Source organism: Caballeronia sp. LZ019 (assembly GCF_031450825.1).
Taxonomy (GTDB): Bacteria; Pseudomonadota; Gammaproteobacteria; order Burkholderiales; family Burkholderiaceae; genus Caballeronia.
On the sequence record NZ_JARTVZ010000005.1, the window covers coordinates 1,249,168 to 1,269,759 of the forward strand.

General features: G+C 62.3%; 23 protein-coding genes and 1 tRNA gene. 13 read left to right on the plus strand and 11 right to left on the minus strand.

The window, feature by feature from the left end; translation table 11 throughout:
• Positions 1 to 5: 5 nt before the first annotated feature.
• The 3 genes from P9255_RS19275 to P9255_RS19285 form a co-directional block, all read right to left on the minus strand.
• On the minus strand, positions 6 to 464 hold the full coding sequence (locus P9255_RS19275; RefSeq protein WP_008352298.1) for an Lrp/AsnC family transcriptional regulator: 459 nt from the start codon (positions 462 to 464) through the stop codon (positions 6 to 8).
• Positions 465 to 559: 95 nt separating this feature from the next.
• A complete protein-coding gene (locus tag P9255_RS19280; protein ID WP_309763660.1) occupies positions 560 to 1,219 on the minus strand; it encodes an exonuclease in 660 nt (219 codons plus the stop codon).
• Complete coding sequence (locus P9255_RS19285; protein ID WP_309763659.1) at positions 1,216 to 1,860, minus strand: MBL fold metallo-hydrolase; 645 nt, start codon at positions 1,858 to 1,860, stop codon at positions 1,216 to 1,218. The genes P9255_RS19280 and P9255_RS19285 overlap by 4 nt, the downstream gene beginning before the upstream one ends.
• Before the next feature lie 669 nt (positions 1,861 to 2,529).
• On the opposite strand from P9255_RS19285, the gene P9255_RS19290 reads away from it, so the two are divergent.
• Positions 2,530 to 3,153 carry a septal ring lytic transglycosylase RlpA family protein gene (locus P9255_RS19290; protein ID WP_309763658.1) on the plus strand — a complete coding sequence of 208 codons (624 nt, stop codon included), beginning with the start codon at positions 2,530 to 2,532 and terminating at the stop codon, positions 3,151 to 3,153.
• 55 nt (positions 3,154 to 3,208) lie between these two features.
• On the opposite strand, the gene rsmI is transcribed toward P9255_RS19290, so the two are convergent.
• Positions 3,209 to 4,093 carry a 16S rRNA (cytidine(1402)-2'-O)-methyltransferase gene (gene rsmI, locus P9255_RS19295; RefSeq protein WP_309763657.1) on the minus strand — a complete coding sequence of 295 codons (885 nt, stop codon included), beginning with the start codon at positions 4,091 to 4,093 and terminating at the stop codon, positions 3,209 to 3,211.
• On the opposite strand from rsmI, the gene P9255_RS19300 reads away from it, so the two are divergent.
• The 6 genes from P9255_RS19300 (at position 4,092) to P9255_RS19325 (ending at position 7,031) form a co-directional block, all read left to right on the plus strand.
• Positions 4,092 to 4,517, plus strand: a complete 426-nt coding sequence (locus P9255_RS19300; RefSeq protein WP_309763656.1) for a YraN family protein — start codon at positions 4,092 to 4,094, stop codon at positions 4,515 to 4,517. The genes rsmI and P9255_RS19300 overlap by 2 nt on opposite strands.
• A gap of 119 nt (positions 4,518 to 4,636) precedes the next feature.
• Positions 4,637 to 5,224, plus strand: coding sequence for a phosphoheptose isomerase (locus tag P9255_RS19305; protein ID WP_309763655.1), 588 nt, complete (start codon positions 4,637 to 4,639; stop codon positions 5,222 to 5,224).
• A 23-nt stretch (positions 5,225 to 5,247) separates the two neighbouring features.
• Positions 5,248 to 6,039, plus strand: coding sequence for a BON domain-containing protein (locus P9255_RS19310; protein WP_309763654.1), 792 nt, complete (start codon positions 5,248 to 5,250; stop codon positions 6,037 to 6,039).
• A 12-nt stretch (positions 6,040 to 6,051) separates the two neighbouring features.
• Positions 6,052 to 6,411, plus strand: coding sequence for a c-type cytochrome (locus P9255_RS19315; RefSeq protein ID WP_404980373.1), 360 nt, complete (start codon positions 6,052 to 6,054; stop codon positions 6,409 to 6,411).
• 66 nt (positions 6,412 to 6,477) lie between these two features.
• Positions 6,478 to 6,553: transfer RNA gene (locus P9255_RS19320), tRNA-Ala, on the plus strand.
• A 70-nt stretch (positions 6,554 to 6,623) separates the two neighbouring features.
• Positions 6,624 to 7,031 (plus strand): VOC family protein, encoded by a 408-nt coding sequence (locus P9255_RS19325; protein ID WP_309763653.1) that lies wholly within the window; start codon positions 6,624 to 6,626, stop codon positions 7,029 to 7,031.
• A 6-nt stretch (positions 7,032 to 7,037) separates the two neighbouring features.
• Here the strand turns inward: P9255_RS19325 and P9255_RS19330 are convergent, their stop codons facing one another.
• Both P9255_RS19330 and sap1 read right to left on the minus strand, forming a co-directional pair.
• Positions 7,038 to 7,589 (minus strand): YaeQ family protein, encoded by a 552-nt coding sequence (locus P9255_RS19330; RefSeq protein WP_309763652.1) that lies wholly within the window; start codon positions 7,587 to 7,589, stop codon positions 7,038 to 7,040.
• Positions 7,590 to 7,797: 208 nt separating this feature from the next.
• Entirely contained in the window at positions 7,798 to 8,142 is a 345-nt protein-coding gene (gene sap1, locus P9255_RS19335; RefSeq protein WP_309763651.1) for a surface attachment protein Sap1, read from the minus strand.
• Between the two features lie 386 nt (positions 8,143 to 8,528).
• Between sap1 and P9255_RS19340 the strand changes: the two genes are divergently transcribed.
• The gene (locus tag P9255_RS19340; RefSeq protein WP_309763650.1) at positions 8,529 to 9,155 is read left to right on the plus strand and encodes a LysE family translocator; all 627 of its coding nucleotides are present in this window, start codon (positions 8,529 to 8,531) and stop codon (positions 9,153 to 9,155) included.
• On the plus strand, positions 9,152 to 9,622 hold the full coding sequence (locus P9255_RS19345) for an SgcJ/EcaC family oxidoreductase (RefSeq protein WP_309763649.1): 471 nt from the start codon (positions 9,152 to 9,154) through the stop codon (positions 9,620 to 9,622). Before P9255_RS19340 ends, P9255_RS19345 begins: the two co-directional genes overlap by 4 nt.
• On the opposite strand, the gene mnmE is transcribed toward P9255_RS19345, so the two are convergent.
• Positions 9,623 to 11,011, minus strand: a complete 1,389-nt coding sequence (gene mnmE / locus P9255_RS19350; RefSeq protein WP_309763648.1) for a tRNA uridine-5-carboxymethylaminomethyl(34) synthesis GTPase MnmE — start codon at positions 11,009 to 11,011, stop codon at positions 9,623 to 9,625. It lies immediately after the preceding gene.
• 296 nt (positions 11,012 to 11,307) lie between these two features.
• Between mnmE and P9255_RS19355 the strand changes: the two genes are divergently transcribed.
• Positions 11,308 to 11,724: a transcriptional regulator gene (locus P9255_RS19355; protein ID WP_309763647.1), complete on the plus strand. Its 417-nt coding sequence runs from the start codon at positions 11,308 to 11,310 to the stop codon at positions 11,722 to 11,724.
• A gap of 64 nt (positions 11,725 to 11,788) precedes the next feature.
• On the opposite strand, the gene yidC is transcribed toward P9255_RS19355, so the two are convergent.
• The 4 genes from yidC to rpmH form a co-directional block, all read right to left on the minus strand.
• The gene (gene yidC, locus P9255_RS19360; RefSeq protein ID WP_309763646.1) at positions 11,789 to 13,456 is read right to left on the minus strand and encodes a membrane protein insertase YidC; all 1,668 of its coding nucleotides are present in this window, start codon (positions 13,454 to 13,456) and stop codon (positions 11,789 to 11,791) included.
• 30 nt (positions 13,457 to 13,486) lie between these two features.
• The gene (gene yidD / locus P9255_RS19365) at positions 13,487 to 13,813 is read right to left on the minus strand and encodes a membrane protein insertion efficiency factor YidD (RefSeq protein WP_309765371.1); all 327 of its coding nucleotides are present in this window, start codon (positions 13,811 to 13,813) and stop codon (positions 13,487 to 13,489) included.
• A 58-nt stretch (positions 13,814 to 13,871) separates the two neighbouring features.
• A complete protein-coding gene (gene rnpA, locus P9255_RS19370) occupies positions 13,872 to 14,348 on the minus strand; it encodes a ribonuclease P protein component (protein WP_309765370.1) in 477 nt (158 codons plus the stop codon).
• A gap of 70 nt (positions 14,349 to 14,418) precedes the next feature.
• On the minus strand, positions 14,419 to 14,553 hold the full coding sequence (rpmH, locus tag P9255_RS19375) for a 50S ribosomal protein L34 (protein ID WP_006998755.1): 135 nt from the start codon (positions 14,551 to 14,553) through the stop codon (positions 14,419 to 14,421).
• 406 nt (positions 14,554 to 14,959) lie between these two features.
• Between rpmH and dnaA the strand changes: the two genes are divergently transcribed.
• The 3 genes from dnaA (at position 14,960) to gyrB (ending at position 20,502) form a co-directional block, all read left to right on the plus strand.
• Entirely contained in the window at positions 14,960 to 16,537 is a 1,578-nt protein-coding gene (gene dnaA, locus P9255_RS19380) for a chromosomal replication initiator protein DnaA (RefSeq protein WP_309763645.1), read from the plus strand.
• A gap of 272 nt (positions 16,538 to 16,809) precedes the next feature.
• Positions 16,810 to 17,916: a DNA polymerase III subunit beta gene (gene dnaN / locus P9255_RS19385; protein WP_040053225.1), complete on the plus strand. Its 1,107-nt coding sequence runs from the start codon at positions 16,810 to 16,812 to the stop codon at positions 17,914 to 17,916.
• A 114-nt stretch (positions 17,917 to 18,030) separates the two neighbouring features.
• Positions 18,031 to 20,502 (plus strand): DNA topoisomerase (ATP-hydrolyzing) subunit B, encoded by a 2,472-nt coding sequence (gyrB, locus tag P9255_RS19390; RefSeq protein ID WP_309763644.1) that lies wholly within the window; start codon positions 18,031 to 18,033, stop codon positions 20,500 to 20,502.
• The last annotated feature ends 90 nt before the right edge of the window (positions 20,503 to 20,592 follow it).

Below are 20,592 nucleotides of genomic sequence, written 5' to 3' on the forward strand. Positions count from 1 at the left end.
TCGATTCACAACGGCAGTTGCGTATCGAACTTGATCTCGCGAAGCACGACGCTCGTGCGAACCTGCGCGACCGCCGGAATCTTGAAGATCCGGTCGTGCAGGAAAGCGTCGTACGCCTTGATATCGGGCGCGACGATCTTCAGGATGTAATCGGATTCGCCCGTCGTGCTGTAGCACTCGGTCACTTCCGGGCACGTAGCGATTTCGCGTTCGAACTGCTCGACGCCGCCTTCCGTATGCCGCGTGAGATGGATATGCGCGAGTGCGCAGACATGCAGGCCGAGCTTTTCTCGATCAAGCAGCGCGGTATAACGCTGAATGACGCCGGACTGTTCCATGTCCTTGATCCGCCGCCAGCACGGCGTGCTGGAGAGGCCGACCTGATCGGAGATTTCCTGAACGGAGCGCCGGGCGTCCAGTTGCAGAAGACGCAGGATTTTTTGTGAGAACGTGTCGAGAGTCAACTGCGCCTCCGTTCGGTCGCGATTTAACTCTCATAGTAGTGGTGTCAGAAAAGAAAGGCAATGCAACGCCGGTGCAATGAGGTAGTTTCCCTTACTCACCGGCTAGACGGCGCGTTTTTACCTTTCAGATGATCCTCGGCCGATGACCCGGCATTTTCAGCCGCGCTTTCAGCCGCTTTTGCCGCCGCCGCATGCGATGCCTGCAGTTCCGCCAGCATATTGCAGAACAGCGCGCCCTGCTCGATGGCGTCGTCGAGTGCGACGTGCGTGTGCGGCAGTTCATCGAACCAGTGCTTCGGCAGACGCGGTTTGATTGCCTTGCGATAGGGCAGGCCGGTCATCGCGAAGGCAAGCGTCTTGATGTCCAGGGCGGACCATGAAAACGGGCATCGCTCGGCGAAGCGCATCATGTACCAGAACATATAGGTGAAGTCGAAGCCCGCCGGGTACGCGACGAACACCGGCTTGCCCGGCAGCGCCTCGACCCATTCGACGTATTTCACCAGCGCGACTTCTGGCTTCTGCAAGTCGATGCGGCACGCGGCCCACGCTTCCGGCTGCGTTTTCCACCACGCTGCCTGCACAGGATGCGGCGCAGCCCCTTCGAGCGTTTCCAGATTCGCCGAGAACGTGCCGATGAGCTGCTTGTCCGCCGTGTAGGCCGCCGATGCGAAGCTCAGCATCGAGTGCGGGCCGGGGATCGGGCCGTCGGCTTCGACATCGGTGCTGACGTAGATTTCGGGGATCGCGTTCATGCTGCGACTCCATCGCGGACAAACGGATTGCTGCGACGCTCCTCACCGAATGTCGATGCCGGGCCGTGACCCGGAACGAAGGTGACATCGTCGCCGAGCGGCCAGAGCTTGTCGCGAATCGAGCGGATCAGTTCCGCATGATTGCCGCGTGGGAAGTCCGTGCGGCCGATGGAGCCCGAGAACAGCACATCGCCGACAAACGCGAGTCGATGCGTCCGGCTGAAGAACACCACGTGACCCGGCGTGTGGCCGGGACAGAAGTAGACCTCCATTTCTTCCTCGCCGAAACGAACAGTGTCTCCGTCTTCCAGCCAGCGGTCGGGCGTGAACGCTTCCGCATTCGAAAAGCCGAAGCGCTGCCTTTGCGCGGGCAGTTGATCGATCCAGAACGCGTCTTCCTTGTGCGGACCTTCTATCTGTATTCCGAAGTGATTCGCCAGCGCCTTCGCGCCCCCGCAATGGTCGAGATGGCCGTGCGTCAGCAGGATCTTCTCGACGGTCAAGCCTTGCTTCTGCACCTCCGCGATGATCCGCTCGATATCGCCGCCCGGGTCGACGACGGCCGCGCGCTGCGTCGCTTCGCAAATGACGATGGAGCAGTTCTGCTGGAATGGCGTCACGGGAACAAGAATGACTTTCATGGGTCTGTCGATGATGCTGACGCGCGTGTAAAAACGCTCATTGTACCGGGGGCGGGTCTGCATCGACGAAGGCGCGTGTAGACCCGCGAATGGCTCAAAAATACGGAAATTCTTACGCTCATAGTCAGAATCAATGGCGATTTCCGCAGTCCCGCCAGCCGAACCCCGATTTTTTTGTATAATGGGCTCACTTGTGCATCGGTTTCACCATGCCGTCAATGGGTGATTCGTTGGAACGCCAGTGCGTTTTTACAATCGCCATCAGTACGCTGTTAGGGGCCAAAAGCCTCGCAACTGCAACTCAACGCACCTTCTCGTAGGTGCACACGTCTTGTCCAGCCGGGCGCCGCGCGTCCGTCCGATGGTCTTCGCGCCGTCACGCTGGATGGGGCCTACGCCGCCGTTCCTGCGCCGTCTCCTGCCGAGACGCGCACGAGCGTGATGCCAACGTTCGATGGCGGCTTGTGGGGTCTGGTCAGGCTGCCGGGGACAGGTTGCGCCAGACGTGAACGATAACCGGGCGTTTGCGGCACACGTACGCCGCATCCGGGCATCAGTCCGCCGTTCGCTCGTTGGAACGGCGCGCTGTCTTGCACGGCAAAGCCTTTGGCTGCCTTGCGCGCGCTCATCAGCGCGACGCGGTGGCCTCTTTACCGTTGGTACACGTCTATGGATGTTCGATACATTCGACATATCGCGAGCCTGCTAGCCGTTGGGGTGCTGGCCGGCTGCGCCGCACCGGGATCGGGCGATGTTGCTTCCACGATGCCGCCATCGTCGTATCATCAGACGGCAGGCTCTACCAGCACGAGCAATGCCCGCTCCGCCGATACGCCGCTCGCATTCGATACCAAGCTCAATGCGGTTCCGTCGCAGGATGCCGGGAAAGGGCAGTCGCTCGCGGACGCCGAGCCGATAACGGCCGGGCCGGACGTTGGCAATTTCGAGCAGAAGGGCAAGGCCTCGTGGTATGGCCGCCTCTTTCACGGCCGCAAGACGGCGAGCGGCGAGAAGTTCAACATGAACGCAATGACCGCCGCGCATCGCACGCTGCCGCTGGCGTCGTGGGTGCGGGTGACGAACGAGTCGAATCACAAGACCGTCGTCGTGAAAATCAACGATCGCGGTCCTTACGTGGGTAATCGCGTGATCGATCTTTCTTATGCGGCCGCTTCGGCGCTCGGCATGCGCAGCGTCGGCACGCAGAAGGTGAAGATCGAAGGACTCACGCAGCAAGAAGCGCGTGCCGCGCGCGAACAGTCGCAATCGCTCGCCGACGACAACGTGAACTGAGCGTTCAGCGCGTGTTCGACATACGAAGGGCCGTCATCGACGGCCCTTTGCTTTTCTACTCTTCTTCTTTCTGCTTGCTGAGCCGAAGCGCTCGATCGTAAAGCGCGTTGCGCGACGCACCCGTCAACGTCGCTGCGATGCGCGCCGCGCTCTTCACCGATAGTTCGTCCAGCAACGTGGCAAGCAGGGCATCGTGCGCGTCTTCCGCGTCTTCCGCTTCCGGCGCGCCTTCGACGACGAGCACGAACTCGCCGCGCTGACGGTTCGCATCGCCTTCGAGCCACATTGGCCCTTCGGCCAGGGTGCAGCGATGCAGGCTCTCATGTAACTTCGTCAGTTCTCGCGCGATCAGCAGTTGCCGGTCGCCGCCGAACGCTTCGCCGAGTGCGCGCGTCGTCTCGACGATGCGATGCGGCGCTTCATAGAACACCAGCGCCATTCGATTATTCGCGAGCGTTCGAAGCTGCGCCGCGCGTTGCTTCGGCTTGGCCGGCAGAAAGCCGACGAACGTGAAGCCCTCGACCCACGCGCCGGCTGCGCTCAATGCAGTGACGACCGCGCTCGGGCCCGGCAGCGGAATCACGGGCAGGCCGGCTTCGCGGACGGCATCGACGAGACGCGCGCCGGGATCGGAGATGCCGGGCGTGCCTGCGTCCGATACGCACGCGACGCGCTGGCCGCTCTGCAGATGCTCGATCACGCGTTGGGCCGCGCTGCGCTCGTTGTGTTCGTGCACGGCGATCGACGGCTTCGAGATGCCGTAGCGCGCGAGCAGTTGTGCGGTGTTGCGCGTGTCTTCGGCGGCGATGCGATCGACGAGACCGAGCACGTGCAGCGCGCGCACGGTGATGTCGGCGGCATTGCCGATGGGGGTCGCGACGACATAGAGCGCGCCCGTCGGATACTGCTGCCCGTCGGCTAATTCGGAGATCTGAAGCATGTGCGCGGACGTGCAGGGTAAAGGACGACATTCTGCCACGCGCGTGGCCGACAACTTTAGCGGGAAGCCCATGTCCAAAACGCTCGGCGATGCTTTCGAGGCACGCGCGCTCGAATTTCTGCAGCGGCGACGCATGCGGCTCGTTGCGCGCAACGTGCGATGCCGCGGCGGCGAGATCGATCTCGTGATGCTCGATGAACGCGGCGCGCTGATCTTCGTCGAAGTGCGTGCGCGCAGCAGCCGGCGCTTCGCGGATGCGGCGGCGAGCGTCGGCGTGACGAAGCGCATGCGGCTCGTGCGCGCCGCGCAGCACTACCTGACGACATGGCGCGGTGCGTTGCCCGCGTGCCGGTTCGACGTCGTCGCGTTCGATGCGGGCCGTATCCGCTGGCTTCGCGACGCCTTTCGCGCCGACGAGTCCTGAGCCACGGTCGGCCGCATGATGCATGCGGTAAACTGCGCACACTCGACGCGCGCACGCGCGCCTTGCGTCCAACGTCCTATGCAACGAACGCCGCATCGCGGCCGATGAACCGAGAGTCGATGTCAGTCGAACGAATCCAACAGCAATTCCGCGACAGCGCCGCGCTCAAGCTCGAAGCACTCGATTCGCTCGCGGTCCCGATCGCGGCCGCCGTCGACACGCTCTTCAGCGCGCTCGCGAACGGTTCGAAGATTCTCGTATGCGGCAACGGCGGTTCGGCTGCCGATGCACAACGCTTCGCGGCGTCGCTGATCGGCCGCTTCGAGCGCGAGCGTCCGGGCTTGCCGGCCATTGCGCTGACGACGGACTCGTCGATACTGACGGCCATCGGCAACGACTATGCGTTCGAGCAGATCTTCTCGAACCAGGTGCGCGCGCTGGGTCAGGCAGGCGACGTGTTGCTCGCGATCAGCACATCGGGCAATTCGGTGAACGTGCTTGCCGCGGTTCAGGAGGCGCATGAGCGCGAGATGATCGTGATCGCGCTGACTGGCAACGGCGGCGGCGCGATGTCCGAGGTGCTCGTCGATACCGACATCCACATCTGCGTGCCGTCCGAGCGGACCGCGCGCATCCACGAAATCCATCTGCTGACCATCCATTGCCTGTGCGACGGCATCGACGCGATGCTGCTGGGCGAAGACTGAACTTCAAAAGGGGAACGGATTTGATGAAGAAGACACGCGTCAAGGCGGCGCTGGCGAATGCCACGCTGATGGTGAGCCTGTTGTCGGGCGTCGCGCTGACGCTGCAGGGCTGTGCGCTCGCTGTTGTCGGCGCGGCGGCGGGCGGCACGCTGATCGCCACGGATCGCCGTACGCTCGGCGCGCAGACCGAGGATCGCGAGATTCAGGTCAAGGCGCTTTCGCGCATCAAGGACAACGTGTCGGATCAGGCGCATGTCAACGTGACCGTGTTCAACCGGCGCGTGTTGCTGACGGGCGAGGTGCCCGACGACGCGTCGAAGCAGCGCGCCGAAGCGGTGGTGCGCGATATCAACAACGTGGGCGGTATCGTCAATGAACTGGCGGTGCAGCCCGCGAGCACGTATTCGTCGCGGGCCAACGATTCGTATCTCGAAGGTCGCGTGAAGACTGCGATGGTTGGCGAGAAGGATCTGTCGGCGAACTATTACAAGGTCGTGTGCGAGCGAAGCATTGTTTATCTGATGGGACTCGTGACGCAGGACGAAGGCGCGCATGGCGCGGATGTCGCGGCGCGGGTGCCGGGCGTTGAGCAGGTCGTGAAGGTGTTCCAGTACATCAAGCCGGACGAGGCGAAGGCGCTGGAAGCGGCGGCTGCGTCGGGCGCGAGTGCGCCGGCTGCAGCGTCGTCGTCGACGGATGCGACGGTGGGCGCGGTGCCGGATTCATCGGTGACGGCGCGGCCGCTGGATCAGCAGTCGCCTGCGCCGGTCAAGAACTCGGACGTGCATCCGGGTGGTTCTACTACGGGCAAGTGATAGGTGTCGACGATGTTTGAAGCAAGGAGTGTGAGCGGCGCGCTCGTGATGGCGTTGTCGTCTATGGTGGTGTCGATGCCGGCGTTCGCGGCGGAGCAGCCGGTGTCGGTGGAGAATGCGATCGCGATCGCGCGCAGCAACGCGTGCATGGGCTGTCATGCGGTGGATCGCAAGCTGGTGGGGCCGTCGTTTCAGCAGGTCGCGCAGAAGTACAAGGGCGATGCGCAGGCGAATGCGAAGCTGGCCAAGAAGGTGAAGGACGGCGGCGCGGGCGTCTGGGGTTCGATTCCGATGCCTTCGCATCCAGCGATGAAAGACGGCGATATCAAGACGGTCGTCGCGTGGGTGCTGGCCGGGGCGCCGCAGAAGTAGCGTGGTCTACGGCTCGGGGCGCGCTTGCTTGGTGCTGAGAGGGCTGTGGTACAATTTTGTTTCGTTGGGGGGGTAGCTCAGCTGGGAGAGCGTCGCGTTCGCAATGCGAAGGTCGGGAGTTCGATCCTCCTCCTCTCCACCACGACCCAAAAGGGCTTGGCTTCGCGCCAAGCCCTTTCCATTTGCGGCCTCCATCCTCATGCGAGGGCAACATGCACTTCAGCATCCGCGAAATCGATCACGTCGTGATTCGCTGCATCGATCTCGACAACATGATCCACTTCTACCAATCGGCGCTTCACTGCCCCATCGAGAAAGAGCAGCGCGAGATCGGCCTCGTGCAGATGCGCGCCGGCCGGTCGCTCATCGACCTGCTGGCCGAGGGCGCATCAATCGATCGTCCGGAAAACGGCGCACCGGGCGTCGGCCGCAACGTGGATCACCTGTGCCTGCGCGTCGAGCCATTCGATGCCGACGCCCTGCGCGCTCACTTCGAACAGCACGGCGCACGCATCGGCGAAGAGGCGCGGCGCTATGGCGCCGAAGGCTTCGGCACGTCGCTTTACATATTCGATCCGGAGAACAACATGATCGAACTGAAAGGACCGCCCGAAGCCTAAGCTCGCTCACGCTCCCGACGCTTTAAGCACGTTCCAGCGGATCGCGACCGGATCGACCGTCGCGTTTCCCAGCGATGCCTCGCCGTCCTGCACCATGAGTTGAAGCCGCATCGTCCGTTCGGCCAGCTTGCCGAGCGCGTCCGCGACGCCATCCTCGAGCGACCACACCGTCACATTGCGGAGGCGATCGACCTTGCCCTTCACGCCCTGCCACCAGATATCCGCCGTCCTGCCCGCATACGCGATGATCACCACGCGCTCCGAGCGCCCGCTCGCCTTCGCGATGCGCCTTTCGTCCGGTTGGCCGGCTTCGATCCACAACTGGATCTGCCCGGTCAGATCCTTTTGCCAGAGATCGGGCTCGTCGGTATCCGAGAGGCCTTTGCAAAATTCGAGTCGCTCGCCGGCGAACAGGCCGAACGCCGCGACACGCACCATCATGCGTTCGTCGGTCTCGGACGGATGCCGCGCGATGGTCAGAGAATGATCGCCGTAGTAGTGGCGATCCATGTCGGCAATCTGGAGGTCGGCCTTATAAATCGTGGATTTGAGAGCCATGCAGCAATGGCGCCGATGCTTTCGCCCGGCGAATGAGTTGGAGGGGAGCGGCACGGCGGAGCGGAGCACCGCACGGCGGACGCAAGCAAGTCCGATATTGTGCGGCGAATCGATGCGGAAATGGAAGCCCGAAGGCGAAACATCGGGCGTGACGCGAAGCGGCGCGATCGGGAATCGCGCCGCTTATCGACGACTAGAACTCATTCGTTTATTGATCGATGAACCGATCCGTGGTCCACATGCCCTGCGTATCGTTATTGGCGGCATTCACGAATTCGACGTCATGCCCGACAACTCGCAATACCCTGAAATGCGAATCGACCGGCGTCGATATGCATTCATAGCCTTCGAAAAACTGCTGCATTTGCTGATGCTCGCCGGCTCTCGCGTGTTTATCGGCTGAATCGAATTTATCTTTGGACAAGCAGCCGTATGAATCCGGCCTGAACTTGAATGTCTGCTGAGGCTGAATCACACTATCCTGAGCTTGCGCGGAGGAGACGACGGCAAAAAAGCCCATCGCGACGAAGAGAGCAGTGGCGCATTTCTTCATATACTCGGCCTCCAAACAAAACGATTCGACATTAGCTATGTATTTAAAAGCGGTGCGACCGCAAGACTGATGCTAGATGAGCGCAGGAAACTTGCAAGCACATGTTGTGTGCGAGCGCAACACGTCAGAATGTCGCATCCTCCGACCCGGATGCGCCGCATGAATGAAAAGAACGGCTAATGCGGGCATTTGCGCTTCGCGGAAATATATGGTGCTTTCAGGAGGCGCCTGCACAGTGGATTATCCTTTGCGCCGTTTTGTGCAGCGCATGAAACTTCACTCTAGGAGGCCGAACGTCTTCCTGATAGCTGGCCGAACGGCCTATTGCCATAACCCGCCGTTCGTGGATAAATCGACTTTCCTATCAGGAGACCTCAGGAGAAAACATGACCTTCGCTCAATGGCTGCCGTTTGCCATCGCATCCGCCATTCTTGTCGCGATTCCCGGGCCGACCGTGTTGCTCGTCGTGTCCTACGCGCTCGGTCACGGCCGAAAGTACGCGCTCGCGACGACAATCGGCGTTGCGCTCGGCGATCTCACCGCGATGACCGCATCCATGCTCGGCCTCGGTGTGGTGCTCGCGGCATCGGCCGAGCTGTTCACGGTCGTCAAGTGGATCGGCGCGGCGTACCTCGTGTATCTGGGCGTGAAGCTGTGGCGCGCGCCGGTCATCGATCCAGACGCCATCACGGCCAGCGACGACCTGCGCACGGGGCGCATCCTGGCGCATGCCTACGCCGTCACCACGCTCAATCCCAAGAGCATCATTTTCTTCGTCGCATTCGTGCCGCAATTCATCGATCCGCACGCGGCCAGCGTCTCGCAAATCGCGATCTTCGAGGGGACGTTCGTCGGTCTTGCCGCAGCGAACGCACTGGCTTACGCGCTGCTCGCATCGGGCGCGCGTCGCGCAATCCGGAAGCCGTCGGTGCAACGCGTGGTGAACCGGACGGGCGGCGCGCTGCTGATGGGCGCGGGCGTGTTCGCGGCGGCCTGGAAGAAAGCGGCATGAGCGAACTCGACGACTGGGCCACGAGCGCCCGGCAACAGTACTTCGCGCTGCTCGACGACTGGAATCGCCAGAACGCCGTCGGCATGGCCGCGCGGTTCACGGAGCGCGGCAGTCTGATCGGCTTCGACGGCAGCGCGATCGACGGGCGCACATGCATCGAGGCACATCTCGCGCCGATCTTCGCGCAGCATCCGACGCCGCTTTTCGTCGCGAAAGTGCGTGAGGTGAGGCGGCTGGCTGCAGGGCAGACGCTGCTGCTGCGCGCGGTCGCCGGAATGTGGCCGCGAAATGCAGCCGCGCTCGACGACCGGCTGAACGCGATGCAGACGCTCGTACTATCGCTTTGCGACGGCACGTATCGCATCGAGATGTTCCAGAACACGCCGGCCGCTTTTCACGGACGGCCGGAGGAGGCAGAGAAACTCACCGCGGAATTGCGCGCGCTCGGAAAGCCCGAAGGCGCGTAATTATTTGCCGATGCAGAACCGGCTGAAGATGACGCCCAACAGATCGTCGGATGTGAATTCGCCGGTGATCGCGTTGAGGCTGTCTTGCGCGAGACGCAGTTCTTCGGCGAAAAGGTCCAGCACCTGCGACTGCTGAGTCGCGTGGTCGGCTGCGAGCGCGAGGTGATCGCGTGCCTCGCGCAGCGCGATCAGATGCCGTTCGCGCGCGAGATAGACGCTTTCCGCGCCTGCTTGCCAACCGGCAATCTTCAGCAACTCGCCGCGCAATAGCGCAATGCCGTCGCCAGTCTTCGCCGACAAGTTCACTTCGCGAGCGTGCGCGTCGCTGTGGCGTACCTCTGCGGGCGCACCTGCCAGATCGGTCTTGTTCAGCACGCGCACGACCGGCACGTCTTGCGGGAACCGCGCGGCGATTGCCTCGTCTTCAGGCGTGAGCGAGGCGCGCGCATCGAGCAGATGAAGCACGACGTCGGCGCGTTCGATTTCCCCCCACGTCCGCTCGATACCGATACGCTCGACTTCGTCCTCGGTTTCGCGCAGTCCTGCCGTGTCGATGATATGCAGCGGAATACCCTCGACCTGGATAGTTTGCGCGACCTTGTCGCGCGTCGTGCCGGCGATCGGCGTGACGATGGCCAGTTCCGCACCCGCCAGCGCATTCAAGAGCGACGATTTGCCGACGTTCGGTTTTCCCGCAAGCACGACCGACATCCCTTCGCGTAACAGCGCCCCCTGACGCGCTTCGCTCAACACGACGTCCAGCCGCTGCCGGATGTGGGCGAGCTTGCCGCGCGCGTCGGCAGCTTCGAGGAAGTCGATCTCCTCTTCGGGGAAGTCGAGCGTGGCTTCGACCAGCATCCGCAGCGTGATGACGTCTTCCACGAGCGCGTGAATCTCGCGCGAGAACGCGCCTTCGAGCGAGCGGCCGGCCGACCGCGCGGCGGCTTCCGTGCTTGCTTCGATCAGATCCGCGACGGCCTCCGCCTGCGCCAGATCCAGTTTGTCATTGAGGAATGCGCGGCGCGTGAATTCTCCCGGCTCGGCGAGCCGAAGGCCGAAGCCGCGGCCCGCTTGAATCGCTCGTTGCAGCACGAGTTGCAACACGATCGGGCCGCCGTGGCCCTGCAGCTCCAGCACATGCTCGCCCGTGTACGAGTGCGGCGCGGGAAAGTACAGCGCGATGCCGCGATCGAGCGCTTCTCCGTTGCCGTCGATGAACGGCACGTAGCTGGCGTGACGCGGCGCAAGTGCCTGTCCGCATAACGCGAGCATCGCCTGCTGCGCGGCCGCTTCTCCCGCACGCCCGAACGACAACCGCACGACGCCGATCCCCCCGCGCCCCGGCGCGGTGGCGATTGCGACGATCGGATCGGTGTCGTTGCTCAGCATGGCGGCTCGTCGGAGGTGATGGGAGTGCCGGCATTGTATCGCGCGGGATCGTCCGCCTCTCATTAGGATTATTCTTGCATTATCTTAAACAAGATACGCCTCTGGTTCTGACTCGGTTTGGCTGGGCGGCTGTGAAAAAGATGGATGGCTTGTGGGGCAAGCGTTTCGCGCGCCATTTTGCTTGCTTTTGAGCAGCAATTTCAAACGCGCGCGCAGGATAAAAAACGTCCGACTTCCGCGATATATCGCCCGCATGGTTGACTACATGGCAGCGATTGCCTTGCACAATCGAAAGCATGCCTACACCACAAGAAAAAGCCGATTTCTCGGAACGACTCAAGTTCTCGATGGCCCGTTCGCCCGAAAGAATGCGAGGCGCTACCGATCTCGCGAACAAATTCAACCTGCGCTTCCGCGGCGAACCGGTCTCGCCGCAAACCGCCCACAAGTGGCTCACGGGGCGCTCCATTCCGACAGTCGACAAACTGCAGACGCTCGCCGAGTGGCTGAAGGTCGACCTGCATTGGCTGCACTATGGCCCGCCACCGAGCGGCAGCGCCCAGACCACGCCGAAACCGCTGGCGCGCGACGAGAAATATCCGGCATCGGAGGAGACGCTGGAACTGGCGTCGAAGATCGAGGCGCTATCGCCGCATCATCGATATTTGCTCGAGGAGCTTATCGATCAGTTTTATGGCGCGATGAAGCGATAGCCCTGAAAACAAAAACGCCCGGCAAAGCCGGGCGTTTTCACATTCAAACCTGATCAGCCGAAACTCAAGCCGCCTTCTTCCTGCTCTGTCCCATCATTCGGGTGATGTAGTACTGCTGCGCGATCGACAGCACGTTGTTCACCACGTAGTACAGCACGAGACCCGCCGGGAAGAAGAAGAACATGACCGAAAACGCGATCGGCATGAACATCATCATCTTGGCCTGCACGGGGTCCGGCGGCGTGGGGTTCAGCTTCGTCTGCAGGAACATCGAGACGGCCATCAGCACCGGCAGGATGAAATACGGGTCCTGCTGCGACAGATCGTGAATCCAGCCGATCCACGGCGCGCCGCGCATCTCCACCGACGACAGCAGCACCCAGTACAGCGAAATGAACACCGGAATCTGCACGACCACCGGCAGGCAGCCGCCAAACGGATTCACCTTCTCCGTCTTGTACAGCTCCATCAGCTGCGCATTCATCTTCTGCGGATCGCTCTTGAAGCGCTCGCGAATCTGCTGCATGCGCGGCGTGATTTCCTTCATGCGCGCCATCGACTTGTAGCTCGCCGCCGACAGCGGGAAGAACACGGCCTTGATGAGCAGCGTGAGCAGCACGATCGCCCAGCCCCAGTTGCCGACGTAGCCGTGAATCTTCTCCAGCAGCCAGAAGAGCGGCTTGGCGATGATCGTCACCATGCCGTAGTCCTTCACCAGTTCCAGGCCCGGCGCGATGCCTTCCAGCATGCGCTCTTCTTCCGGACCGGCGAAGAGGCGAGCATCGACGTTCACGCTCTGTCCCGGCGCGATCGTCTGCACCGGCTGCTGCACGCCGACGCGATACAGCACCGGATCGATCTTCTGCACGTAGATGTCACGCTGCACGCCTTCCTTCGGAATCCAGGCGGACGCGAAGTAATGTTGCACCATCGCGATCCAGCCATTGTTCGCGGACGGCACGAAGTCGGCCTTGTTCTTGTCGATGTCCGAAAAATCGATCTTCTGGAAGTGCTTCGCTTCCGTATAGACAGCCGGCCCGATGAACGTGTGCGAGAAGCGCGGCGTTTCCACCGGCGTGTTGTCGCGCACGAGTTCCATATAGAGCTTCGGCGTGACCGGCGCGCTGCCGACGTTCTCGATCTTCGTATCGACGTTGATCACGTAGCTTCCGCGCGTGAACGTGTACGTCTTCACGACCTTCACGCCGCCCTTCACCGGCGATTCGAACGCGAGCGTCAGCGTCTTTGCATCGCCCGACAGCGATGTCTGGCCGGGCACCGGCGTGAAGACGTCGTTGTGATTCGGGAAGTCGCCGCCGAGCAGGCCCGTGCGTGCGAGATACGTGTGGTTCGCCGTGTGATCGAACAGCGTGATGTAAAGGTCGGGCTGCTTGCCGTCACCTTCCTTCAGAAGCGACAGCTTCGACAGGGTGCCGCCGCGCGTGTCGATCTCACCCGAGTACACGTCGGTCGTGAACTTGACCAGTTGCGATGCCGCCGTGGCGGGCGGCGTGGCCGTGCCGGGAGCGGCGCCGGCCGGCGCGCTGGGCAGTTCGGACGGCTGCGCGCCCGGCGTGGCCGAGCCCGGTGCCGGATTGCTGGCGGTCTTGGCCGGCTGCGTCGCGCTCGGGAAGAACATCGACGGGCGCCCGTGGTCGCGCTGCCAGTTGTCGAACAGCATGACAACTGACACGAAGAAGATGACCCATAGGACGGTGCGTTTGATATCCATGCGTTGTCTCAGTGTCGATCGAAAAGCGCCTTACGCGCCGTTTAGTGGTGAATGCTTTTTATGAGCGGCTTCCGCTGCCGGTTCCCGAGCCATGGAGCCAGCCGATGGCGGGTCGTGCGGGTCGGGAAAGTCGGTGCGCCCGGCGGGCGGCGGCACGAGATCGATGCCGCCTGCCGAGAACGGATGACAGCGGCAAAGCCTTCTCGCGGCCAGATATGTGCCACGCGCGGCGCCATGATACTGGATTGCCTCGCGCGCGTAGTCGGAACAGGAAGGGTAAAAGCGGCACCGGTTGCCGAGCAGAGGGCTCACAGCAACCTTGTAGAAGCGCAACAACGCGATGAGTGCCGTTTGCATAAGCTTCGCGCCGCGCGTCATGTCCGCCGTGAGGGCCAAACCTGACGAAGCCTGCGCTTCATGACCCTGAAGGGCCGGATGAGTCGTCGACAGCGGGCGCGCTCGGCGGCCGCGTCACGGATTCGGCTGCGCGGCGCGCGGCTTCGCGCACGGCACGGTCGAACAATGCTTCCAGTTCGCCGCGGCATAACGCATGAAGCGGCGGGGAACTGGCGCTGGGCATCGCCTTGCGGTCGATTTTCGCGTGCAGCCGCACGAGAATGTCGAATCCGCGCAACTGTTCCCGTCGCAGACGAAACGCCTCGCGCGCGAGCCGTTTGATCAGGTTACGCGTGACCGCGCGCGGCGCCTGTTTCTTGCCGATGACGAGCCCCAGCCGCGCCTCGCCGCCCGTGGGCTTGCCGTACAGGACGAAGTGCGGCGAGCGTCGCCAGGGGCGCAAACGAAAAACGGATGAGAACTCATCCGTTTTCAGCAGCCTTGCGGCCTTGGGGAACGCGGCGTGCGCCGGCAACTGAACGATGTCCTGTCTCAAGACTTCTGTGCGGCGCGTGACCGGCTCGCCGTCGAGTGCAATGCCCAACCGCGAGCGTACACTTGGCAGCTTAGACTGCCAGGCGCTTGCGGCCCTTCGCGCGGCGAGCGTTGATGACCTTGCGGCCGCCAGCGGTCTTCATGCGAACGCGGAAGCCATGGGTGCGCTTGCGGCGCGTCACGGAAGGTTGGTAAGTACGTTTCATGGTGCTCTCACTTGAGTTGATTGACCGCGCGGGCTTGGCTCCAGTGTGGTCACTGCAAGCGCGATGGCCGGAGGTTCCAGGAATTCTGATTTCGCGGAACCCGCTATTTAAACCGTTTTCCTATTGACCGTCAATACTTTAGCGCCGATACGCGAGGCATCGGCCGTCGCCGGCCACCCATCGTCGCGCTGATTTGACCCTGTGGATAACTCGCGCGCTCTGCGGGTTTGGCGTTAGAATCTCGCCTTACTCCCAAATATCCGCCCGCTGCTTCGGCCCGCCGTTCGCCCGCAAACCCTTGCGGCGTAAGCCTCCGGAGCATGCCTGCTTGGCCGTGCCGGGACTTGCCGCAATTTTTGGCAAGCATGGCCGCAGGTGCGCGCAGCAACCATAACGACCGCATTCGATGAACGATTTCTGGGAACACTGTTCCGCATTGCTGGAGCGCGAGCTCACGCCCCAGCAGTACGTCACGTGGATCAAGCCGCTAACCCCGGTCGACTTCGATGCCGACGCGAGCACCCTGCGCATCGCCGCTCCCAATCGCTTCAAGCTCGACTGGGTGAAGAGCCAGTTCTCCGGCCGCATCGCCGATGTGGCGCGCGAGTTCTTCAGCGCGCCCATCGACGTACAGTTCGTTCTCGATCCGAAAGCCACCGCGCGCAGCGCGATCGGCGGCGGCCCGAATGCGGCGCCGCGTCCGAGCGTGAGCGCGCCCCGTCCGCCGGCGCCGTCGGCGCCATTGCCCGCGCAGCAGGCGCCGACCGTCGTCGCACATGCGAACGCCGCCGCGCACGTGAACGCGCTCGCAGCCGAGGCCGCGCAGCAGGCGCAGGCGATGCACGAAGACCAGGCCGATCTGGACCTCCCGAGCCTCGACGCCAACGAAGCCGCCGCTGGCCGGCGCACGTGGCGGCCGGGCGGCGCGCCGTCGGCGGGCGGTGAAAACGATTCCGCGTTCGAGCGCTCGAAGCTCAATCCGGTCCTCACGTTCGACAACTTCGTGACCGGTAAGGCGAACCAGCTGGCGCGCGCGGCGGCCATTCAGGTCGCCGACAATCCGGGCATCTCGTACAACCCGCTCTTTCTGTACGGCGGCGTGGGCCTCGGCAAGACGCACCTGATCCACGCCATCGGCAATCAGCTGTTGATGGACAAGGCCGGCGCGCGCATCCGCTACATCCACGCGGAGCAATATGTCTCCGATGTGGTGAAGGCGTACCAGCGCAAGGCGTTCGACGACTTCAAGCGCTACTACCACTCGCTCGATCTGCTGCTCATCGACGATATTCAATTCTTCTCGGGCAAGTCCCGCACGCAGGAAGAGTTCTTCTACGCGTTCGAGGCGCTCGTCGCGAACAAGGCGCAGGTCATCATCACGAGCGATACGTATCCGAAGGAAATCTCCGGCATCGACGATCGCCTGATCTCGCGCTTCGACTCCGGGTTGACGGTCGCGATCGAGCCGCCCGAACTCGAAATGCGCGTGGCGATTCTGATGCGCAAGGCGTTCTCCGAAGGCGTGAGCCTGTCGGAAGACGTGGCGTTTTTCGTCGCGAAGCATCTGCGCTCGAACGTGCGCGAACTCGAAGGCGCGCTGCGCAAGATCCTCGCGTATTCGAAGTTCCACGGCCGCGAAATCACCATCGAACTGACGCGCGAGGCGCTGAAAGACCTGCTGACGGTGCAGAACCGGCAGATTTCGGTGGAGAACATCCAGAAGACCGTCGCCGATTTCTACAACATCAAGGTCGCCGACATGTACTCGAAGAAGCGGCCGGCCAATATCGCGCGACCGCGCCAGATCGCGATGTATCTGGCGAAGGAACTCACGCAGAAGAGCCTGCCGGAAATCGGCGAGCTGTTCGGCGGGCGCGATCACACGACCGTGCTGCATGCGGTGCGCAAGATCGCCGCCGAGCGTGCGAACGATGCCCAGTTGAATCACGAACTGCACGTGCTCGAGCAGACGCTCAAGGGTTGAGCCGCGCGCTGCGCGGATCAGGAACGCACGCCTCGAAAAGCGCGTGCCGCGGGCCTGTTTATTGGCGAAAACGCCCCTATTTTTAGGGAGTGGTTCCGTTTTCAGGCACAATACAGGTTTGCCGTCCGTTGGCCTGGGCGGTTCTCGAGCGCAAGCTTTCGCGAGTGACCGGCGGGGGGCCGGCAACGCGTGTTACGAGGTTGTCCGGCGGTGCAGGACGAAGCAGCGGTGGCAAACCGCTGGACAGGCCGTCACATCAATGAAGGAACTCTATGCAACTGGTCAAGACCGAACGAGATAATCTTCTAAGGCCGCTGCAAACCGTGAGCGGTATCGTGGAACGCCGCCACACGTTGCCTATCCTCGCGAATCTGCTCATCACCAAGAACGGCGCCGACGTGTCGTTCCTCTCGACGGACCTCGAACTTCAGATCACCACGCGCGCGGATTTCGGCGTCGGCGGCGATCAGGTTGCGACCACCGTCGCTGCGCGCAAGCTGCTCGACATTCTGCGCGCGATGCCCTCCGGCGAAGTCGCGCTCGACCTCTCCGACAAGCGCCTCACGGTGCGCTCGGGCAAGAGCCGTTTCGCGCTGCAGACGCTCGCCGCAGACGAATTTCCCACGGTCAACCAGGCTACTGACTTCGGCGCGAGCCTGTCGGTTCCGCAGAAGACGTTCCGCCAGCTGCTCGGCATGGTGTACTTCGCGATGGCCCAGCAGGACATTCGCTACTACCTGAACGGCATGCTGCTCGTGGTGGATGGCGACCAGCTCATGGCCGTCGCAACGGATGGCCACCGCCTCGCGTTCTCGTCGATGAAAATCGACGGCGGCGCGTTCCCGCGTCAGGAAGTCATCATTCCGCGAAAGACCATTCTGGAACTGCAGCGTTTGCTGGAGGACATCGACGACACGCTCAAGATCGATATCGCCGCGACGCAGGTGAAGTTCACCTTCGGCCAGGTCGAACTGGTGTCGAAGCTGGTCGAAGGCAAGTTCCCGGACTTTCAGCGCGTCATTCCGAAGTCGCACAAGAACACGTTCGAAATCGGCCGTGAGGAGTTGCAGCGCTCGCTGCAGCGCGCGGCCATTCTGACCTCCGACAAGTTCAAGGGCGTGCGCTGCCTGATCGAGCCGGGCCAGCTCAAAATCATGTCGACTAACGCGGATCAGGAAGAGGCGCAGGAAGAACTCGAGATCGCATATCAGGGCGATACCGTTGACATCGGATTCAACGTCACGTACCTGCTCGACGTGCTCGCGAATCTGAAGGTCGACACGCTGCAAGTCGCGCTTGGCGACGCCAATTCCAGCGCGCTCATTACGATTCCCGAGAACGAGGAATTCAAGTACGTGGTGATGCCGATGCGCATCTGACGCGCGCCGATACCGATGACACTCCAAGGGGCGGCGCGCCCCTTTGGCGTTTTTAAGGTGTTTTGAAAAGTTCGAGCAGTAACCGAAGCAGTGACGCAGAACCGGAAGAAATCCATGACTGAAAACACAAATTCGCAGCCCGACAACAGCTACGGCGCATCGTCCATTCAGATCCTCGAAGGTCTGGAAGCGGTGCGCAAGCGCCCTGGCATGTATATCGGCGATACGTCGGATGGCACCGGTCTGCATCACCTCGTCTTCGAAGTGCTGGACAACTCCATCGACGAAGCGCTCGCCGGCTATTGCGACGACATCCACGTGACCATTCACGCGGACAACTCCATCTCGGTGACGGACAACGGCCGCGGCGTGCCCACGGGCCTGAAGCGCGACGACAAGCACGATCCGAAGCGCAGCGCCGCTGAGATCGTGATGACGGAGCTGCACGCAGGCGGCAAGTTCGATCAGAACAGCTACAAGGTGTCGGGCGGCCTGCACGGCGTGGGCGTGTCGTGTGTGAACGCGCTGTCCGAATGGCTGCGCCTCACGGTGCGCCGCGACGGCAAGAAGCATTTCATGGAATTTGCGCGCGGCGTCGTGCAGAACCGCGAGATCGTCGAGGAAGACGGCGTGCAGTATTCGCCGATGCCCGTCGTCGGCGATACGGAAAACCGCGGCACCGAGGTGCACTTTCTGGCGGATGCGACCATCTTCGGCAATGTCGAATTTCACTACGACATTCTTGCCAAGCGCATGCGCGAGCTGTCCTTCCTGAATAACGGCGTGCGTATCCGCCTGACGGACTTGCGCACGGGCAAGGAAGATGACTTCGCGTTCGCGGGGGGCGTGAAGGGCTTCGTCGAATACATCAACAAGCAGAAGCAAGTGCTGCATCCGACCGTATTCCACGCGACCGGCGAGCGCGAGAACGTGACCGTGGAAGTGGCGATGCAGTGGAACGACAGCTTCAACGAAAGCGTGCTCTGCTTCACGAACAACATTCCGCAGCGCGATGGCGGCACCCACCTGACCGGCCTGCGCGCGGCGATGACGCGCGTCATCAACAAGTACATCACGGACAACGAGATTGCGAAGAAGGCGAAGGTCGAGACGACCGGCGACGACATGCGCGAGGGCTTGTCGTGCGTGTTGTCGGTGAAGGTGCCCGAGCCGAAGTTCAGCTCGCAGACGAAGGACAAGCTGGTGTCGTCGGAAGTGCGCGCGCCGGTGGAGGAGGTCGTCGCGAAGGCGCTGGAAGACTATCTGCAGGAAACGCCGAACGACGCGAAGATCATCACCGGCAAGATCGTCGATGCCGCGCGTGCGCGCGATGCCGCGCGCAAGGCCCGCGAAATGACGCGACGCAAGGGCGTGCTCGACGGCATCGGCTTGCCGGGCAAGCTCGCGGATTGCCAGGAGAAGGATCCGGCGAAGTCGGAGATTTATATCGTCGAGGGCGACTCGGCGGGCGGGTCGGCGAAGCAGGGACGCGACCGCAAGTTCCAGGCAATCTTGCCGTTGCGCGGCAAGGTGCTGAACGTGGAGAAGGCGCGCTTCGACAAGCTGATTTCGTCCGAGCAGATCGTGACGCTGGTGACGGCGCTGGGCTGTGGCATCGGTAAGGACGACTACAACTTGGACAAGCTGCGTTATCACCGCATCATCATCATGACGGATGCGGACGTGGACGGCGCGCACATCCGCACGCTGCTGCTGACGTTCTTTTATCGGCAGATGCCCGAGATCGTCGAGCGCGGGTACATCTACATCGCGCAGCCGCCGCTGTACAAGATCAAGGCGGGCAAGGACGAGCGGTATATGAAGGACGCGCACGAGCTCAATCAGCACATGTTGAAGCTGGCGCTGAACGGCTCGGAATTGATTCCGAGTGAAGGCGCGGAAGGCATCAGCGGCGATGCGCTCGGCGAACTTGCGCGCGCGTATTTGCTGGCGCAGGCGGTGGTGGATCGACTGAGCCGTATCTACGATGCCGCCGCGCTCGAAGCGGTGATGGATGGCGTGGTGATCGATCTTTCGTCGCAGGAACTGGCGGAGGCATCGGCGAAGCGGCTGGAGGAGCGGCTGCGTGCTGATCCGCTCAAGCCGGAGGTCAGCGTCGAGTCGGCTTACGATCAGGTGCGCGAAGTGCGCTCGCTGCATATCAAGCGGCGTCATCACGGCAATGTGAAGGTTTCTGTTTTCGATGAAGACCTTCAGTTGACCGCGGACTATAAGCAGCTCGTTTCGACGGCGGATACGTTCAAGGGTTTGATCGGCGAAGGTGCGCTGATCAAGCGCGGCGAACGGTCGATGGCGGTGTCCGACTTCAAGAACGCGATGAAGTGGCTGATCGCGGATGCCGAGCGCAACGTTTCCAAGCAGCGTTATAAGGGCTTGGGCGAGATGAATCCCGAGCAACTCTGGGAAACGACGATGGACCCCAATGTGCGGCGGCTGCTGCGCGTGCAGATCGAAGATGCAATTGCCGCGGATGGCATCTTTACGACGCTCATGGGCGATGACGTGGAGCCGCGCCGGGCGTTTATCGAGAGCAATGCGTTGCGGGCGGGGAATATTGATGTTTGAGGGGTAAGCGAAGATCGACGATCAGTCGGTAATGAATCGATAGATCACTTTCCCCGGGGCCGCGCCATAGCAAGGCGCGGCCGTTGCATC

What these genes read in the sequence shown, in the direction of transcription:
- dnaA (WP_309763645.1), top strand. Translation starts at nt 14,960, where the DNA reads ATGAACGATTTCTGGGAACACTGTTCCGCATTGCTGGAGCGCGAGCTC.
- yidD (WP_309765371.1), bottom strand. Translation starts at nt 13,813, where the DNA reads ATGCAAACGGCACTCATCGCGTTGTTGCGCTTCTACAAGGTTGCTGTG.
- sap1 (WP_309763651.1), bottom strand. Translation starts at nt 8,142, where the DNA reads ATGAAGAAATGCGCCACTGCTCTCTTCGTCGCGATGGGCTTTTTTGCC.
- P9255_RS19285 (WP_309763659.1), bottom strand. Translation starts at nt 1,860, where the DNA reads ATGAAAGTCATTCTTGTTCCCGTGACGCCATTCCAGCAGAACTGCTCC.
- P9255_RS19280 (WP_309763660.1), bottom strand. Translation starts at nt 1,219, where the DNA reads ATGAACGCGATCCCCGAAATCTACGTCAGCACCGATGTCGAAGCCGAC.
- P9255_RS19330 (WP_309763652.1), bottom strand. Translation starts at nt 7,589, where the DNA reads ATGGCTCTCAAATCCACGATTTATAAGGCCGACCTCCAGATTGCCGAC.
- P9255_RS19325 (WP_309763653.1), top strand. Translation starts at nt 6,624, where the DNA reads ATGCACTTCAGCATCCGCGAAATCGATCACGTCGTGATTCGCTGCATC.
- P9255_RS19315 (WP_404980373.1), top strand. Translation starts at nt 6,052, where the DNA reads ATGTTTGAAGCAAGGAGTGTGAGCGGCGCGCTCGTGATGGCGTTGTCG.
- mnmE (WP_309763648.1), bottom strand. Translation starts at nt 11,011, where the DNA reads ATGCTGAGCAACGACACCGATCCGATCGTCGCAATCGCCACCGCGCCG.
- P9255_RS19305 (WP_309763655.1), top strand. Translation starts at nt 4,637, where the DNA reads ATGTCAGTCGAACGAATCCAACAGCAATTCCGCGACAGCGCCGCGCTC.
- dnaN (WP_040053225.1), top strand. Translation starts at nt 16,810, where the DNA reads ATGCAACTGGTCAAGACCGAACGAGATAATCTTCTAAGGCCGCTGCAA.
- gyrB (WP_309763644.1), top strand. Translation starts at nt 18,031, where the DNA reads ATGACTGAAAACACAAATTCGCAGCCCGACAACAGCTACGGCGCATCG.
- P9255_RS19310 (WP_309763654.1), top strand. Translation starts at nt 5,248, where the DNA reads ATGAAGAAGACACGCGTCAAGGCGGCGCTGGCGAATGCCACGCTGATG.
- P9255_RS19290 (WP_309763658.1), top strand. Translation starts at nt 2,530, where the DNA reads ATGGATGTTCGATACATTCGACATATCGCGAGCCTGCTAGCCGTTGGG.
- rsmI (WP_309763657.1), bottom strand. Translation starts at nt 4,093, where the DNA reads ATGCTTCAGATCTCCGAATTAGCCGACGGGCAGCAGTATCCGACGGGC.
- P9255_RS19355 (WP_309763647.1), top strand. Translation starts at nt 11,308, where the DNA reads ATGCCTACACCACAAGAAAAAGCCGATTTCTCGGAACGACTCAAGTTC.
- rpmH (WP_006998755.1), bottom strand. Translation starts at nt 14,553, where the DNA reads ATGAAACGTACTTACCAACCTTCCGTGACGCGCCGCAAGCGCACCCAT.
- P9255_RS19300 (WP_309763656.1), top strand. Translation starts at nt 4,092, where the DNA reads ATGTGCGCGGACGTGCAGGGTAAAGGACGACATTCTGCCACGCGCGTG.
- P9255_RS19340 (WP_309763650.1), top strand. Translation starts at nt 8,529, where the DNA reads ATGACCTTCGCTCAATGGCTGCCGTTTGCCATCGCATCCGCCATTCTT.
- P9255_RS19345 (WP_309763649.1), top strand. Translation starts at nt 9,152, where the DNA reads ATGAGCGAACTCGACGACTGGGCCACGAGCGCCCGGCAACAGTACTTC.
- yidC (WP_309763646.1), bottom strand. Translation starts at nt 13,456, where the DNA reads ATGGATATCAAACGCACCGTCCTATGGGTCATCTTCTTCGTGTCAGTT.